The organism is Novosphingobium sp. Chol11 (assembly GCF_900218065.1).
GTDB classification, from domain to species: Bacteria; Pseudomonadota; Alphaproteobacteria; order Sphingomonadales; family Sphingomonadaceae; genus Sphingobium; species Sphingobium agri.
The window spans coordinates 2,046,027-2,060,227 of sequence record NZ_OBMU01000001.1; the positions used below are offsets into that span (position 1 = coordinate 2,046,027).

The 14,201-nt window shown below is 56.7% G+C and carries 14 protein-coding genes and 1 pseudogene; 9 read left to right on the plus strand and 6 right to left on the minus strand.

Annotated features, from left to right (window positions below):
• Window positions 1-30: 30 nt before the first annotated feature.
• Window positions 31-1,356 (minus strand): MFS transporter, encoded by a 1,326-nt coding sequence (locus NCHOL11_RS10225; RefSeq protein ID WP_097092209.1) that lies wholly within the window; start codon window positions 1,354-1,356, stop codon window positions 31-33.
• A gap of 58 nt (window positions 1,357-1,414) precedes the next feature.
• Between NCHOL11_RS10225 and otnK the strand changes: the two genes are divergently transcribed.
• The 3 genes from otnK to denD are packed head-to-tail and all read left to right on the plus strand — an operon-like array spanning window position 1,415 to window position 4,310.
• Window positions 1,415-2,662, plus strand: a complete 1,248-nt coding sequence (gene otnK / locus NCHOL11_RS10230; RefSeq protein ID WP_097092881.1) for a 3-oxo-tetronate kinase — start codon at window positions 1,415-1,417, stop codon at window positions 2,660-2,662.
• Window positions 2,662-3,321: a 3-oxo-tetronate 4-phosphate decarboxylase gene (gene otnC, locus NCHOL11_RS10235; RefSeq protein WP_097092882.1), complete on the plus strand. Its 660-nt coding sequence runs from the start codon at window positions 2,662-2,664 to the stop codon at window positions 3,319-3,321. Before otnK ends, otnC begins: the two co-directional genes overlap by 1 nt.
• Entirely contained in the window at window positions 3,318-4,310 is a 993-nt protein-coding gene (gene denD / locus NCHOL11_RS10240; protein WP_097092210.1) for a D-erythronate dehydrogenase, read from the plus strand. Before otnC ends, denD begins: the two co-directional genes overlap by 4 nt.
• A 14-nt stretch (window positions 4,311-4,324) precedes the next feature.
• Here the strand turns inward: denD and NCHOL11_RS18570 are convergent.
• Window positions 4,325-4,468 (minus strand): annotated as a pseudogene (locus NCHOL11_RS18570) (nucleotidyltransferase domain-containing protein); the annotation flags it as partial.
• Here NCHOL11_RS18570 and NCHOL11_RS18185 point away from each other — a divergent pair.
• Window positions 4,409-4,552: a hypothetical protein gene (locus NCHOL11_RS18185; protein WP_176502220.1), complete on the plus strand. Its 144-nt coding sequence runs from the start codon at window positions 4,409-4,411 to the stop codon at window positions 4,550-4,552. The pseudogene NCHOL11_RS18570 and the gene NCHOL11_RS18185 sit on opposite strands and share 60 nt — an antisense overlap.
• 74 nt (window positions 4,553-4,626) lie before the next feature.
• Here NCHOL11_RS18185 and NCHOL11_RS10250 read toward each other — a convergent pair whose 3' ends face one another.
• On the minus strand, window positions 4,627-5,838 hold the full coding sequence (locus NCHOL11_RS10250; RefSeq protein ID WP_097092211.1) for a tyrosine-type recombinase/integrase: 1,212 nt from the start codon (window positions 5,836-5,838) through the stop codon (window positions 4,627-4,629).
• Between the two features lie 872 nt (window positions 5,839-6,710).
• Here NCHOL11_RS10250 and NCHOL11_RS10260 point away from each other — a divergent pair.
• The 3 genes from NCHOL11_RS10260 to NCHOL11_RS10270 are packed head-to-tail and all read left to right on the plus strand — an operon-like array spanning window position 6,711 to window position 10,059.
• On the plus strand, window positions 6,711-8,285 hold the full coding sequence (locus NCHOL11_RS10260; protein WP_097092213.1) for a recombinase family protein: 1,575 nt from the start codon (window positions 6,711-6,713) through the stop codon (window positions 8,283-8,285).
• Complete coding sequence (locus NCHOL11_RS10265) at window positions 8,282-9,175, plus strand: plasmid partitioning protein RepB C-terminal domain-containing protein (RefSeq protein ID WP_097092214.1); 894 nt, start codon at window positions 8,282-8,284, stop codon at window positions 9,173-9,175. The genes NCHOL11_RS10260 and NCHOL11_RS10265 overlap by 4 nt, the downstream gene beginning before the upstream one ends.
• A complete protein-coding gene (locus tag NCHOL11_RS10270) occupies window positions 9,172-10,059 on the plus strand; it encodes a plasmid partitioning protein RepB C-terminal domain-containing protein (protein WP_097092215.1) in 888 nt (295 codons plus the stop codon). Before NCHOL11_RS10265 ends, NCHOL11_RS10270 begins: the two co-directional genes overlap by 4 nt.
• 26 nt (window positions 10,060-10,085) lie before the next feature.
• On the opposite strand, the gene NCHOL11_RS10275 is transcribed toward NCHOL11_RS10270, so the two are convergent.
• Both NCHOL11_RS10275 and NCHOL11_RS10280 read right to left on the minus strand, forming a co-directional pair.
• Entirely contained in the window at window positions 10,086-10,385 is a 300-nt protein-coding gene (locus NCHOL11_RS10275; RefSeq protein ID WP_097092216.1) for a CcdB family protein, read from the minus strand.
• A complete protein-coding gene (locus NCHOL11_RS10280) occupies window positions 10,385-10,636 on the minus strand; it encodes a type II toxin-antitoxin system CcdA family antitoxin (RefSeq protein ID WP_097092217.1) in 252 nt (83 codons plus the stop codon). Before NCHOL11_RS10280 ends, NCHOL11_RS10275 begins: the two co-directional genes overlap by 1 nt.
• Before the next feature lie 224 nt (window positions 10,637-10,860).
• On the opposite strand from NCHOL11_RS10280, the gene NCHOL11_RS10285 reads away from it, so the two are divergent.
• Complete coding sequence (locus NCHOL11_RS10285) at window positions 10,861-13,206, plus strand: Eco57I restriction-modification methylase domain-containing protein (RefSeq protein WP_097092218.1); 2,346 nt, start codon at window positions 10,861-10,863, stop codon at window positions 13,204-13,206.
• 8 nt (window positions 13,207-13,214) lie between these two features.
• A complete protein-coding gene (locus NCHOL11_RS10290) occupies window positions 13,215-13,943 on the plus strand; it encodes a hypothetical protein (RefSeq protein WP_141397840.1) in 729 nt (242 codons plus the stop codon).
• Window positions 13,944-14,001: 58 nt separating this feature from the next.
• Here NCHOL11_RS10290 and NCHOL11_RS18375 read toward each other — a convergent pair.
• The coding region (locus NCHOL11_RS18375; protein WP_217991062.1) for a hypothetical protein at window positions 14,002-14,201 on the minus strand (200 nt) is incomplete at its 5' end.

A 14,201-nucleotide genomic window follows, 5' to 3' on the forward strand; every position in this document is an offset into this window, starting at 1 on the left:
CTGCTGGAAACGAACAATCGGGCTTTCCTATCATCGCGAAGCGAACGCAGCTTTGGCCGGGGATCGCGATCCGGCGAATACGGCGATGGCGGCGACGATCAATATAAGTGCGAGTACCGCCGTCGCGGTTGCCCGGCTGCCCGTCGTTCCGCTGATCCATCCGATCAGCAGCGGACTGGCAAAGCCTGCCAGGTTGCCAACCGAATTGATCGCGGCGATCCCCACAGCAGCGGCGCTGCCGCGCAGGAACGCCGTTGGGAGGTTCCAGAAAAGTGGACTGGCGGTGAGCGTCGATGCCGCCGCAAGGCACAGGAGGGCGATCGCTGGTACGGGGTTTTGCGCCATTGGCGTCACGATAAGCGCGGCCGCGCACACCAGCAAGGGCAGAATAAGGTGCCAACGACGTTCGCCGGTGCGATCCGAACTGCGTCCAACCAGCAGCATCACGACGGCTGCACAAGCATATGGGAGCACCGAAAACAACCCGACAACCAACGGCGAACCGCCCGAAATGTCATCGATCATCGTCGGTAGCCAGAAGGTGAAGCCATATTGGCCCATGATGCAGCCGAAGTAGATCAGGGCCAGTCGCATGATCTGCGGGTCGCCGAACACATCGCGGATGCGCGCGTGATGGCGCACGCCTTCGGGTTCATCGGCGGCAAGATCCCGTTCGATCCATGCGCATTCGCTGTCATCGAGCCATTCCGCCTCGGCAGGCCGCGAAGGCAGCATCCGCGGTACGAGACAGCCCAGAACGACAGCGGGCAGAGCCTCGATCACGAACATCCAGCGCCAGCCGCCCCAGCCGCCAATTCCGTCCATCCCTTCCATGATCAAACCGGATAACGGCCCGCCTACGATGCCGGCTAGCGGAATAGAGACCATGAAGAGCGCGATGACTTCACCCCGGCGGGATGACGGAAACCAATAGCTCAGATAGAGGATGATGCCGGGGAAGAAACCGGCTTCGGCCACGCCCAGCAGGAAGCGCAGGATATAGAAGGACATTTCGCCTTCTATAAAGGCGCAGCCAGCCGATACGACGGCCCAGCTGATCATGATCCTGGCGATCCAGCGCCGCGCGCCGAACCGGTGGAGCGCCATGTTGCTCGGAATTTCAAACAGGAAATAGCCGATGAAGAAGATGCCCGCGCCAAGTCCGTATGCAGCTTCGCTGATGCCGAGCTCGCCCGACATTCCCAGCTTTGCAAATCCGACATTCACCCGGTCGAGATAAGCGACGACGTAGCAGGCCATGAGGAACGGAACGAGCCGCCACTTGACCTTGCGATAGACAGCATCTGCCTGCGCCTGAGCAGCGCCCTCCCCTACGATACCATTCGTATTTTCCATGCCTGTCTGGTTGTCAGACAAGTTTGTATGTGTCAATGCGGCCGCTGAAGGAGCCGCCATGCGACTGGGATGTATCGCCGACGACTTTACCGGGGCAACCGACTTGGCCAACGAGCTGGCGAGCCGGGGATTAAGGACGTCGCTGCTGTTCGGAATACCCGCTGATCTTGACCTTGCAGAGATTGACGCCGTCGTGATTGCGCTCAAGTCGCGCTCGATAGCGCCGGATGCGGCGGCCGAACAATCGGTTGCAGCCCTGCGCTGGCTGAAACAGGCTGGGTGTGAGCGCTTCTACTTCAAATATTGTTCGACCTTCGATTCGACCGATGCTGGCAATATCGGACCCGTGCTGGAAGCCATGGCGGCGGACCTGGGTGTTGAAGCAGTGATCGCCTGCCCGGCCTTCCCAGCGACAGGCCGGACCGTTTATCAGGGACATCTGTTTGTCGGCGATCGGCTGCTGAATGAATCGACCATGCGCGATCATCCGCTCAATCCGATGCTGGATGCCGATCTGGTTCGGGTTTTGCAACGCCAGACGCGCGGTGCAGTCGGCCTTCTGCCGCGTGAAATCCTTGCCGCAGGAGCGGCCGCCGAAGCGATGGCGGAACACCGTGGCGCGGGCATGATTGCCGTCATCGCGGATGCCATCTGCGACCAGGACCTCGCGCTGCTTGGACAATATTGCGCAGGAGTGCCGCTGGCATCCGGCGCTTCTGGCCTTGCTTCGGGCATCGCCCGCGCGCTGGCGCCGCCTGACGCTTGCCGCGCATCGGCGCCGTTGCCCGAAGCTGGAGCGTCCCGGCGCGCAATCCTTGCCGGCAGTTGCTCCGCTGCCACGCGACGCCAGGTCGAACTGGCTGCCGAGCGATATCCATCCCTTCGGCTGTCGCTGCGTGCAGGAGAGACACCGCAACAAGTCGTCGCCGGTGCGAAGGACTGGATCGACAAGCAGGCGCTCGATCGGCCGCTGCTGATCTATTCGACCGTAACGCCCGACATGGTGGAAGCGCAGCGCCGCGCGTGGCCCGATGGGGCCAGCGCCGCATTCGAAGCTATCCTTGCGGAAATGGCCGCCTATCTGTTTGAGGATGGCGGTGGCGCGCTGATCGTCGCGGGCGGCGAAACATCGGGGGCTGTGGTCAGTCGGCTGGGGCTCGGCCGGATTGACATCGGACCAGAAATCGATCCCGGCGTGCCGTGGACCATTGCAGCGCGCGGCGAGGGTCCGCCACTGTTGCTGACGCTGAAATCAGGAAATTTCGGCAGCGACGACTTCTTCCTGAAGGCCTGGGAGCACTTATGATGACTGATGATCCTGCGCTTGCCATCCTTACGGATATCGTGCGCCTGGGGCACCGCCTGTGCGACCTCGGCCTGGCGCCGGGCAGCAGCGGCAACATCAGCGCGAGGCTGGCGGACGGACGCATCATCATGACGCCTACCAATTCGCGTCTGGGTGACCTGGACGTCGAGCGTCTTTCAGTGCTCGCACCAGATGGCGGCAGGATAGCGGGCGATCCGCCATCAAAGGAGGAATTTCTGCATCGGGCGGTCTACGACGCTCGACCGGGCGCTCATGCGATAGTCCATCTTCACGCCACACATTCGGCAGCCGTGTCGTGTATGGACGGCCTCGATCCGTCCGATTGCCTGCCACCGCTGACCGCCTATCATGTGATGAAGGTCGGTCGATTGCCGCTGATCCCCTATCATCGCCCCGGGGACCCGGCGCTTGCGGACCAGATCGGCAGCATGGCATCGGCCAACGCTGCCATATTGCTGGCCAATCATGGTCCCATCGTCGCGGGCAAATCGCTGGCCGAAGCGGCTAACGCGATCGAGGAGCTGGAGGAGACGGCCAAGCTGTTCCTGTTGCTGCGCGGTACGCCAACCCGGCCGTTGAATGCCACGCAGATCGAAGAACTTCATCGCGTGTTCGGCGCGCCAGGCGGTGCGCAATGAACATCGTCATCACCGGCGGCTCCGGTTTCCTGGGTCAGAAGCTGGCCCACGCGCTGCTGGCGCAGGACGGCTTCACAAAGGGCCGCTCACATCTTCTGCTGGCTGACCGCGTGGCGGGCCCGGATCTTGGCGACGCGAGGGTCCACTATGCTGTCGGGGACGCGTGCGACCGTACCTTCGTCGCGCGCCTCGTAGCTGAGGCTGACGTCATCTACCATCTCGCCGCCGTGGTCAGCAGCGAAGCCGAGGCCAATTTCAACCTTGGCATGCGTGTCAACATCGACGCTGCGCGGCTGTTGCTGGATGAATGCCGCGCAGTCGGCCGGTGTCCGCGGGTGATCTTCACCAGCTCGGTCGCGGTCTTCGGGCCATCCGATCGCACCGCGCCCATCAATGACGAGAGCGCGGTCGATCCGCGCTCATCCTACGGGATGGAGAAAGCGGTCGTGGAACTGCTGGTAGCCGAATACAGCCGACGCGGCTTTATCGAAGGGTTGACCCTGCGCCTGCCCACGATCAGCGTTCGTCCCGGCCTGCCCAACAGGGCTGCATCTTCTTTCGCCAGCAGCATCATTCGCGAACCGATGTCCGGACAGGCGGCGATCTGCCCAGTACCGCACGATACCGCTCTATGGCTGCTGTCGCCGCGGAGAGCGATCGCCGCGCTGGTGCACGCCGGTGCCTTGGACACCTCCAGTTTGGGCGCGCGGCGGATCGTCAACTTGCCCGGATTGTCCGTCACCGTGGGTGAGATACTAGACGCGTTGGAGATCATCGGAGGCCAGACGGCACGGCAGATGGTGAGCGACGTACCGGATGCCGCGATCGAGAAGATTGTCGCGAGTTGGCCAGCGGCCTGGGATGACGCGACGGCCCGGGCGCTGGGGTTCGAGGGTGACACAACAATCGCGCAGATCATCGACGCATTTGTGTCAGACGATCTCCCATCGCAACGAATATTGCGGCGGGAGCTTGCGGGATCGGACTGAAAGACGGCGGCCATGGCCCAATATTTGACGCGGTCGGTGAGCCGCTTGTCGCTCACGATGATGAGAAGATCATAGTCGGACTTGTAGCCCTTGGCGGTATGCGGCTCATCCACCCAGGTGCCGCGCGCATAGCTGCCATAGAGGATCACCTTGAGGATCATCGCATCGAGCCGGACAGCAAGGAAGATGTCGCGCTGGATACGGGGCAATCGAAGCACCGCATCCTCCAGCCGCGCGAGTAGCGCGGGATCGTCATTGTCGGTCATCGAAAATCTCCCGAAAGGGATAGCGGCGGTATCGCTGCCGCCGCTATCGATCAGGCCGCCTGTGCCAGCGGGGATGGCTGCGACGTCAGGCTTGCGATCAGATCGGCGATGAGGGCGCTCCGCTCGACCATGGGAACGCCGCCGCGCTGCGTGTAAGTGCCGCGTACTGCATTGCTGTGGCCGTGCGCTAAAGCTCGCTCGATCGCGTCGGGATGCCAAAGACCGCTCTCGTTCAAAAGCGTGCTGGCCGTCGCCCTAAAACCATGAGCTGTAGCTGTGTTCCGATCGAAGCCCATCCGGCGCAAAGCTGTGTTGATGGCGTTCTCACACATCGGCTTTTTGTGGCTACGCTCCCCCGGAAACATCCAGTCCATCCAACCGGTATGAAGGCGAAGATCTCTGAACAGTGCAAGAGATTGACGGGATAACGGAACGCTGTGCGGCCGGCGCAGCTTCGTTCTCTCAGCCGGAACACGCCACACCGCCTCTTCCCAGTCGATTTCGTCCCATGTAGCCAGCCGCAACTCTCCTGGCCGGACAAAGACATGCGGCAAGACTTGCATCGCGACCTTGACGACCGCTCCGCCGCCATATTCGTCGATGGCCTTGAGCAGTTCTCCCAATTGTACAGGATCGAGAATAGCAGCATGATGCTTGACGATCGGCGACATCAATGCGTCACCAAGCAACGCTGCAGGGTCCGACTTACATAGCGCCATGGCCACGCCGTGTCGAAAAACGCGGCTGGCGAAGGCGCGCGTCCTTACCGCCGTTTCCCTCTTCCCTGCCCTTTCCAGCTTCTTCAACACCGCGAGCAGTTCGGATGGCTCTATCTCGGCGACAGGTCGGCCACCGATCGGCTTTGTAAGCTGCGAGAGATACCAGCGCGCCTTCTCGATGGTCGCCGCCGCTCTTTGGTTGCCAACGAATTTCACGGCTATAAAATCCTCTGCAACGGACTGGAAGCTATTGCCCGCGCTCAGTCGCGCCATGATTTTCTTTTTCTTTCGGTCGTGGAGCGGATCTCCACCCTCCTTAACCTCTCGCCTGGCCTGGTCACGCAGATCGCGTGCTTCAGCCAAGCTGACCTCTGGCCAGTCTCCGAGGGTCAGGCGTTTCTCACTTCCCAGCACTCGATATTTGAAGAACCAGCGCTTCGCGCCGTTCGGGCGAATCTCTAGATAGAGGCCTTTTGCATCTGTCTTTCGATAGGCGCTATCAAGTGCTGGAAAGGCGCGGATTTCTGCGGCTTTCAGGGCCATTTGGGGGCATTCCTCTTCTTCCTATCACTCTGCCCCCAAAAATGCCCCCATTTTCATGAGATCTGGCGACATTTCTTGGAACAAAGCGAGATCACCGAGAAGAGCAGAATCTCTCGGAACCCGCAGAAAATCAACGTTTTTGGATGTTTTGAGAAGAGGCTCTGGTGCCGCTTACGTGACTCGAACACGTGACCCCATCATTACGAAGGCGACTCACGGTTTGAGCGAAAACCCAGGCTTTCTGCCAATTTTGCGATGAAAGCGGGAGGCAATCTCGCCCTCTCCCACGCCCTACCCAAACACGGCGCAGAGCCGGTCAAGGCGTCTTCCTATTGAAGACACTTTGGTAGGAAGCGATCCTGAAATTCGACCTGCACTATACCTGCGAAACCAAATCGGCAGCACAGATCTTATGTCAGCCTACCCCGCGCAAATGAGCGCGAACTGACTATGGCGACATTTCGCTGCGCAGGCGTCTGACACGCTCAGTCATCCGCTCAAGCTCATTCTCGATCTCCTGCAGGTCAAGCGCAACCATTAGCTGATCATGACCCAGCAGCTTTAGCAATGCCGTCATTACGCGCCGTGAGTGCGCGGCCAGCACCAGCAAATTCCGTCCGCTTGGGCAACTCTGCCCATGCAGCCAGGCGCGGGCTGACCGGTCGCTCACGTCAGCCCACCTCATCACTGTCTTTGCTGCCCGTGCCGAGCCTCCGAGCTCGTCGGTGAGCGCCCTGCTTATAGCATCTGCGATATCCAAATCCGAATACAAGGGCCGTTTCGGAAGCCGAGTTCCGGTATTAGGAAGCATACTTCACCGCCTTCCATAGTAAGCCGACCAGCTGGCACATCCTGCCAAACGCGAGACTGGCATGGTTATCAACTGGAACCAGCCCGGCGCACCAGACGCCCACGGGGAAGGGAAGCGCATCCCAGCGGCTGAATATGTCCGCATGTCAACGGAACATCAGCGATATTCGACCGACAATCAGGCCCAAGCCATCAGGGAGTATGCCGAAGCGCGGGGCTATGAGATCGTCAAAACCTATGCCGATGAAGGGAAGAGCGGCCTTAGCCTAGGCGGGCGCGCAGCGCTGCAACGTCTCCTGGACGATATCGAATCAGGACGCGCCCAGTTTAAGGCGCTCATCGTGTACGACATCAGCCGCTTCGGCCGTTTCCAGGACACGGATGAAGCTGCATCCTACGAGTTCAGATGCAGACATGCCGGTGTTTCAGTGCATTATTGCGCTGAACCGCTTGAGAACGACGGTAGCATCGGGTCATCGATCATCAAAACCGTCAAACGAGCGATGGCGGGCGAGTACAGCCGCGAACTTTCTGTGAAGGTTTTTGCAGGTCAGGCAAATTTGATCCGGCTCGGCTTTCGTCAGGGTGGCGCGGCTGGCTTCGGGCTACGGCGGGTGCTTGTTGATCAGGACGGTCGTAAGAAGAGCGAGTTGGGCCGAGGCGAACACAAGAGCATTGCAACCGATCGGATCGTTCTTGTCCCCGGTCCCGAGGATGAGGTGAAAATCGTTCAGGATGTTTACCGTCGGTTCGTTCACGACGGCATGCAGGAGCGGGAGATTGCCGCGATGCTCAACAGCCAAAACATTCTGTCAGATTTGGGCCGCCCGTGGACGCGAGGCTCGATCCACCAACTACTGATCAATGAAAAATACATCGGCAACAATGTTTGGGGGCGCACGTCCTTCAAACTGAAACGCGAGCATGTCCGAAACCGTCCAGAAGAGTGGATACGATCGGATGGTGCATTTGACGCGATCATTGATCGAACAGTTTTTGCAAAGGCTCAGGCCATCATTGCAGCTCGGTCGGAGAAACTGTCTGATACCGAGATGCTTGATGCCTTGAAGAAGATACTTGATCGGAACGGCCAGCTTTCGGGGATCATCATAGACGAAGCCTGTGATGCGCCTTCCAGTAGCGCATTTCGGTTGAGGTTTGGCAGCCTCTTGCGCGCTTACGCTCTGGTCGGCTTCTCGCCGCATCGTGATTACCGGTATCTCCAGATCAACAGGAGACTTCGGGAACTGCATCCTGGCATTATGACCGGCGTCATTACTGGCATCGAGGCAGCAGGAGGCATAGCACTCATTGAGGAAGATACAGACTTAATCAGCATCAATCGAGAGTTTACCGCATCTATTGTAATTGTCCGCTGCTTCCAAACCGGCGCAGGCTCGCTGAGATGGAAGGTCAGATTGGATACGGCACTCAATCCGGACATCACAGTCGTCGCCCGAATGAATGAAGATAATGAGGTTCCTAGAGACTTCTACATCTTACCTCGCCTCGATATGAGATCTGCCCTCTTGCGTCTGTCCGAATATAATGGCCTTTCGTTCGACGCCTACCGTTTCGATGATCTGTCATTGTTTTACCGACTGGCTGCTCGCCGTCGAATGAGGAATGCGGCATGACAAGCGCACTACCTGCACAAAGGGTTGAACTGATCCCGATCGACCGGATCACCGTTGTGAACCCGCGCATTAGAAACAGAAGGGTCTTCCGAGAAATCGTTGATAGCATCGGCAAGGTCGGCCTCAAGCGTCCCATCACTGTCACCCGACGCGCGGAAGCTGATGGCCCATATTACGATTTGGTGTGCGGGCAAGGACGCCTTGAAGCCTATCGAGCATTGGAGCAGGCCGAAGTTCCCGCCTTGGTCGTTACCGCAGATCCGGAGGATTGCCTGGTCGCTAGTCTGGTGGAAAATTGTGCTCGACGGCAGCACAAAGCTATCGACCTCCTTCAAGATATAGCTGGGATGAGGCAGCGCGGGTATTCAATCGCCGACATCGCGCGGCGAACTGGTTTGACCGCCGAATATGTTGGCGGCGTCGCCCATCTGTTGGAAACCGGTGAAAAGCGCCTGCTGCAATCGGTGGAAAGCGGAACGATTCCCCTTAGTATAGCCATCGAAATCGCAGACGCTCCCGACCAAGATGCACAGGCAGCGCTAAGCAGCGCATATGGCAAGGGCCTTCTCAAAGGGCGCCGCTTCGTCGCCGCCAAGAGGCTGCTCGAAATACGAAGACGCCGAGGTAAAGGCTTGGACTGGTCCAACAGTAAACCGCGCATCCAGGTTTCGGCCGATGCTTTAGTAAAAGCCTACCAAGAAGAAACCGACCGGAAACGCGTTATGATTAGACGCACCGAAATCACCCGCAGCCGCCTGATCTTCATTGTTGAGGCGCTTCGCAAGCTGATCAAGGACCAGCAATTCGTCGGACTTGCCGAGGACGAAAACCTAGCCACACTGCCTGAGAATATAGCCATACGCTTAGGGATGCAGGGAGGCAACCTATGACGAGGCCGCGCAAGCCGATCGCTCAAGCGTTCGAAAATTCCACTCTGCGTATCAATCTTGCGGCAATACTGCCCCTGCGAGAGGTATCCGATTCCGTAAAGAAATCTGTGAAATATGCTCAGATTGCGGCATCGATCAGTGAGGTTGGGATCATCGAACCCCCTGTTGTAGTGAGAGACCCTCACACTTCGGACCAGTATCACCTTCTTGATGGCCACCTCCGAATACAAATCCTGCTCGAGCGAGGCGAGTCAGAGGTGGTATGCCTTGTCGCTACTGAAGATGAAGCATTCACCTACAACAGGCGCGTCAACAGAATTGCTATCATTCAAGAACACAAAATGATTCTAAACGCAGTGCGTAAAGGCGTTTCTGAAGAACGTCTGGCTAGGGCTTTAAATGTGAACATAGCCAACATTCGGGCAAAGAGAAATCTCCTTAACGGCATCTGCCCTGAAGCTGTTGCCCTTCTCAGTGACAAGCATCTCCCGCTGGCTGCCTTTGTTGAACTGCGAAAGTTGAAGCCCCTACGCCAAATTGAGGCAGCCGAGCTCATGATCGCGATGAACCGATTTTCCGTCGGCTATGCCAAATCCTTGGTTGCAGCCACTCCGGAGGACCAGCTCGTGACGGGCCAGGGGAAAGTCGTGAAGGGCCTAACCTCCGAGCAAATAGCGCTCATGGAACGTGAGTCAGCCAGTCTAGACCGAGAATTCAAGATGGTTGAACAAACCTACGGCGCAGATCACCTGGATCTCGTTTTAGCAATTGGATACGTGAACCGCCTTCTCGGCAACGCTCGCGTTGTGCGATATCTGGCGCATCATCATGCCGAGATACTGGGCGAGTTCCAAAAAATCGTCGATGTGCCACAAGCTGCGTGACCCCCAGTCGTCGTACCGTTCGCCCATCAGAAGCCCAAAATAAGCATATCTAGCGCAGCACCAATAGTGTCCTGCTCTGACCTGAGCGATTGCGTGATTTCCCCCAACTCCCGCGTTGCCACACTCGCCGCAAATTGCGTCACCATGGTGTAGCGTTCGCCATCCAGATCAAAGACGGGGTTAAGCCGCGCTGCGGGTTTGGGTGCTTGTTCAACCGGGAGAAGCGGGACGACCAACCGGGTGTTGAGATCAGCAAGAAGGTCCGCCTGGCAATCAAGCAGAAGAGGACCACCATTCTTTTGGCGGTACACATCAAACTTTGCCATTAGAATTGGCGGTGCCTGCTCAAGGGCAAACCGTGTTGCTCAACGTAGTCGTTCGAACTTTTCAAGGCGGAAGCGTTTTCCTCCCTCCATAGTCGCCCCCGCTCCTTGGCTATCTGCTCCAACAGCCCTACCTCGCACGCACGCGAGATATTGATGCCGAGCCCTTTAGCTTCCGCCACTAACGCCGTGTCGAGGGAGACATTGGTAGGCTTCCGGGCCTGCCCTGTGAATTCAAGCTCAAACCTACCCATTGCAGTATCCTTTCATGCGCACAAATATGCGCATTCCGGCCTGCTCTGTCAACCAGTTCGGCGGTATAAACATAACCGCAGTTATCGAACTTTACGACCGTTCAAAGTTGTGTGAGCCATTCCGTGGGTTTGCAAAAAGTGGCGGGTCGCGCAGAGGAGCCTAGCCATCCCTAGCCGCTATGCTATCGGTCGCGTAGGTGTCCACAATTCGGATTGTTCGCCCGATGCCCCTTTTCCTGCCTCGCGTCGTAAACAAGAAAATCAACGCTCTTAGTGAATTGCCGAATACTCATCGAGAAATCCTGGAGGCATGGGCCAGAAATGTCGATGCAGGAATTTACGACAGTGAAACGCAGAACGATGCGGAATTTATCCAGCGCATTCTCGTGGACGTACTTGGATATGTCGGCAGCAGCAATGGAGCGTCGTGGTCAGTTGCTAAGAACCAGCCCGTAGGCGGCGGCAATGTGGACGTTGCCCTCGGCCGCTTCGGAGTGGACATAGAATCTGAAATTTATGCTCCCTTCGAACTCAAGGGCGCAAAAACGAAGGACCTCGACGCGGTGATGCCCGGCCGCAACAAATCTCCTGTGCAACAAGCATGGGAATACGCGATGGATGCGAAGGGTGCTAAATGGGTTCTGGTATCCAACTATCGTACAATCCGCCTTTATGCGGTCGGCTACGGCCGAAAGGAGTACGAGGAATTCGACTTGGTTACTATGACCAAGCCGGAGAACTACCACAGGTTTCAATTGCTTCTTTCCGCCGAAAACTTGCTTTCCGGCGCTACACTCCTGCTGCTTAAAAACAGCGAAACTGCCGAGAAGGAAGTGACCGCTGAGCTCTATGCACAATATCGGGACACGCGTCTCAAACTTATAGACGAAATCAGCGCTCAAACGGACCAGCCTCTGAAAGCGATCGAGTCCGCGCAAACTATTTTGGACAGGATTCTGTTCGTTGCCTTTGCCGAAGACAAAAATCTGCTGAAGAAGAGCACGCTGAAGGAGGCATTTGAGCTTCGTAATCCGTACAGCCCTCAGCCCGCGTGGATCAACTTCAAAGGCTTGTTTCATGCCATCGACAAGGGCAATGAAAAGCTCAACATCCCTGGGTACAACGGGGGACTGTTTGCCTATAATGAATTCATTGACGGCCTAAGTCTCTCCGATGATATCTGCGCCGCTTTGGCTGATATCGGGTCTTACGATTTCGACACCGAAGTCTCCGTGAACATCTTGGGGCATGTGTTTGAGCAGTCGATCAGTGATATAGAAGAAATCAAAAAGCAACTGGATCCGGATTCCGCGCCATCCACCGCAGCAGGCTCGAAACGCAAACGGGATGGCATCTTCTACACGCCGCCGTTAATCACTCGGTATATAGTGGAGCAAGTCGTAGGCCGGTGGCTTAATGACAGAAAGATTGAACTTGGCTTCGACAGAATTGAGCCCTTGACCGATGCCGATTACGCATCGATTCGGCTGGTTGGCGTGAAGCGCGGACAGAAGCTGGACTACAATGCCAATGTGCAGCGCCACATTGATCTGTGGGAGGCATATCGAGACCGCCTCTCAACGATAAGGGTAATCGATCCCGCCTGCGGTTCAGGCGCTTTTCTTAATGAGGTGTTTGACTACCTCTATCGCGAGGGTCGAATCATCAATGGTATGTTGGAGACCCTCTACGGCGGACAGATGGTGTTGTTCCGCTGGGACACTCACATTCTCGCCAACAACATCTTTGGCGTAGACATCAACAGGGAGTCAGTGGAAATCACGAAGCTCTCGCTCTGGCTGAAGACCGCTAACCGAAACGAAAAGCTCAGCTACCTCGATAACAATATCAAAACTGGCAACTCTCTAATTGCCGACGCAAGTATCGCACGCGATCTGGCATTCGATTGGAAAACCCAGTTCCCGGACGTGATGGAAAAGGGCGGGTTCGACATCGTGCTCGGCAATCCTCCTTACGTTGACTCGGAGGCGATGACGAAAGCGTATCCTCGGGAGCGGGCATACCTGACGGACACGTTCAAGCAAACACGCGGCAATTGGGATCTGTACATCGCCTTCTTGGAATTAGGCTGCAACTTAATGGCCAAAGGTGGCTACCTGTCATACATTACGCCAGACAAATGGATTTCAAAGGACTTCGGCATTGAGATGCGGAAGCGGGTTCTCCCTGGTCTGATATCCGTTCTTCCGTTTGGCCGGGGAGTTTTCGAGAGTGCGCTAGTGGATTCTATTGTAACGGTTATCGGCGCTGAAGCGACCGAAACGCTGAAAATGCTCACCATTGCTGATAATGATGACATCGTGGTCACTAATGAGGTGCATAAGGTCAATCTTGATGGCGTAAGTGGATTCGACCGTTTACTGTCGCCATATACAAGCTTGATGGCCAAGCTGGATGCGGTCAAACACTCTCCGTTGGGTGATATCGCACCTGCTGAAAACGCATGCGCAACCGGAGACACCTATGTACTAGGAGAAATCTTGGAAGATCTCGAACTGCCAACAGACTTTTCTGAACATTACTATAAGTTGCCAACACTGGAACTCTGAGCCCTTATATGTTCCGTTGGGGTTCACAGCCGATGCGTTATCTTAAGAAAGATTACGTACATCCCGCAGTCCTCAAGACCGAGTTCAACTCGCGGCTTGGGGCGACTTACCGCAAACGCGCCGCCTCGCCGAAGATTGTCATTAAGGGCATAACGTTGCTTGACGCAGCGATCGATCTGGAGGGGAGTTTCGTACCCGGCAAATCCACTCTGGTAATTTGCCACTCAGATCCCAATATCCTAAAAACCGTTGCCGGTTTGGTGAACAGCAGCATCTCATCCTTCTATGTTCGCCACCGGTACGCGAGCGCCAGTTATAACGGAGGCGTGGTTTTCAAGCCAGATATGATCAATTCAATACCCATTCCCGAATCTCTAGATCGAACTGCAATCGCAGCAGCAGTCGACGAGATACTGACCGCAAGATCAGAATTGGACGGCATCACGCGGAAGATGCATATGGCCATCCGCGCATCCGGTGCTCCAGCGAAACTGAGGCGTCGCCTGCATACTTGGTTTGAACTCTCGCCACTCGAATTCATCGAAGAACTCACGGCACAAGGCATTCCAGTGCCCGTAAAGGAGAAAGGCGAATGGATCGAGCACTTCAGTGAATCGAAAGCAGCGGCGCGCGGCGCGGTCGCAGCACTGAACAAAGCATCTAAGAGAATCGAGGAATTGATCGCGGAAGCGTTTGGCTTAACCGACGCAGATGTAAAAGCGATACGAGCCGCTTGATCTGACTAATCTGAATTCGATCACGGAGGTTCTGCCGGTTATCTTGTGCAAGCAGTTATCAGATGCCGGGATCAACATAATGGCCGTTATCGTCCAACTGCTCGGGACATATGACCGAGACATTCAGCCTTTTGATACGGTTGATGGCTAAGGGGTTCCGATTGGAAATCGTTTCGGAGCTATTCAATTGATCGCGAAAATGTCTGCGCTCGTTTTTGGCATATGCGCTACTGCTGCTCCCGTAGCAGCTGCACCACT

What these genes read in the sequence shown, in the direction of transcription:
- NCHOL11_RS10285 (WP_097092218.1), top strand. Translation starts at nt 10,861, where the DNA reads ATGCCCCTTTTCCTGCCTCGCGTCGTAAACAAGAAAATCAACGCTCTT.
- NCHOL11_RS10260 (WP_097092213.1), top strand. Translation starts at nt 6,711, where the DNA reads ATGGTTATCAACTGGAACCAGCCCGGCGCACCAGACGCCCACGGGGAA.
- otnK (WP_097092881.1), top strand. Translation starts at nt 1,415, where the DNA reads ATGCGACTGGGATGTATCGCCGACGACTTTACCGGGGCAACCGACTTG.
- NCHOL11_RS10250 (WP_097092211.1), bottom strand. Translation starts at nt 5,838, where the DNA reads ATGGCCCTGAAAGCCGCAGAAATCCGCGCCTTTCCAGCACTTGATAGC.
- denD (WP_097092210.1), top strand. Translation starts at nt 3,318, where the DNA reads ATGAACATCGTCATCACCGGCGGCTCCGGTTTCCTGGGTCAGAAGCTG.
- NCHOL11_RS10275 (WP_097092216.1), bottom strand. Translation starts at nt 10,385, where the DNA reads ATGGCAAAGTTTGATGTGTACCGCCAAAAGAATGGTGGTCCTCTTCTG.
- NCHOL11_RS10290 (WP_141397840.1), top strand. Translation starts at nt 13,215, where the DNA reads ATGTTCCGTTGGGGTTCACAGCCGATGCGTTATCTTAAGAAAGATTAC.
- NCHOL11_RS10270 (WP_097092215.1), top strand. Translation starts at nt 9,172, where the DNA reads ATGACGAGGCCGCGCAAGCCGATCGCTCAAGCGTTCGAAAATTCCACT.
- NCHOL11_RS10225 (WP_097092209.1), bottom strand. Translation starts at nt 1,356, where the DNA reads ATGGAAAATACGAATGGTATCGTAGGGGAGGGCGCTGCTCAGGCGCAG.
- NCHOL11_RS10265 (WP_097092214.1), top strand. Translation starts at nt 8,282, where the DNA reads ATGACAAGCGCACTACCTGCACAAAGGGTTGAACTGATCCCGATCGAC.
- otnC (WP_097092882.1), top strand. Translation starts at nt 2,662, where the DNA reads ATGACTGATGATCCTGCGCTTGCCATCCTTACGGATATCGTGCGCCTG.
- NCHOL11_RS18185 (WP_176502220.1), top strand. Translation starts at nt 4,409, where the DNA reads ATGCGGCTCATCCACCCAGGTGCCGCGCGCATAGCTGCCATAGAGGAT.
- NCHOL11_RS10280 (WP_097092217.1), bottom strand. Translation starts at nt 10,636, where the DNA reads ATGGGTAGGTTTGAGCTTGAATTCACAGGGCAGGCCCGGAAGCCTACC.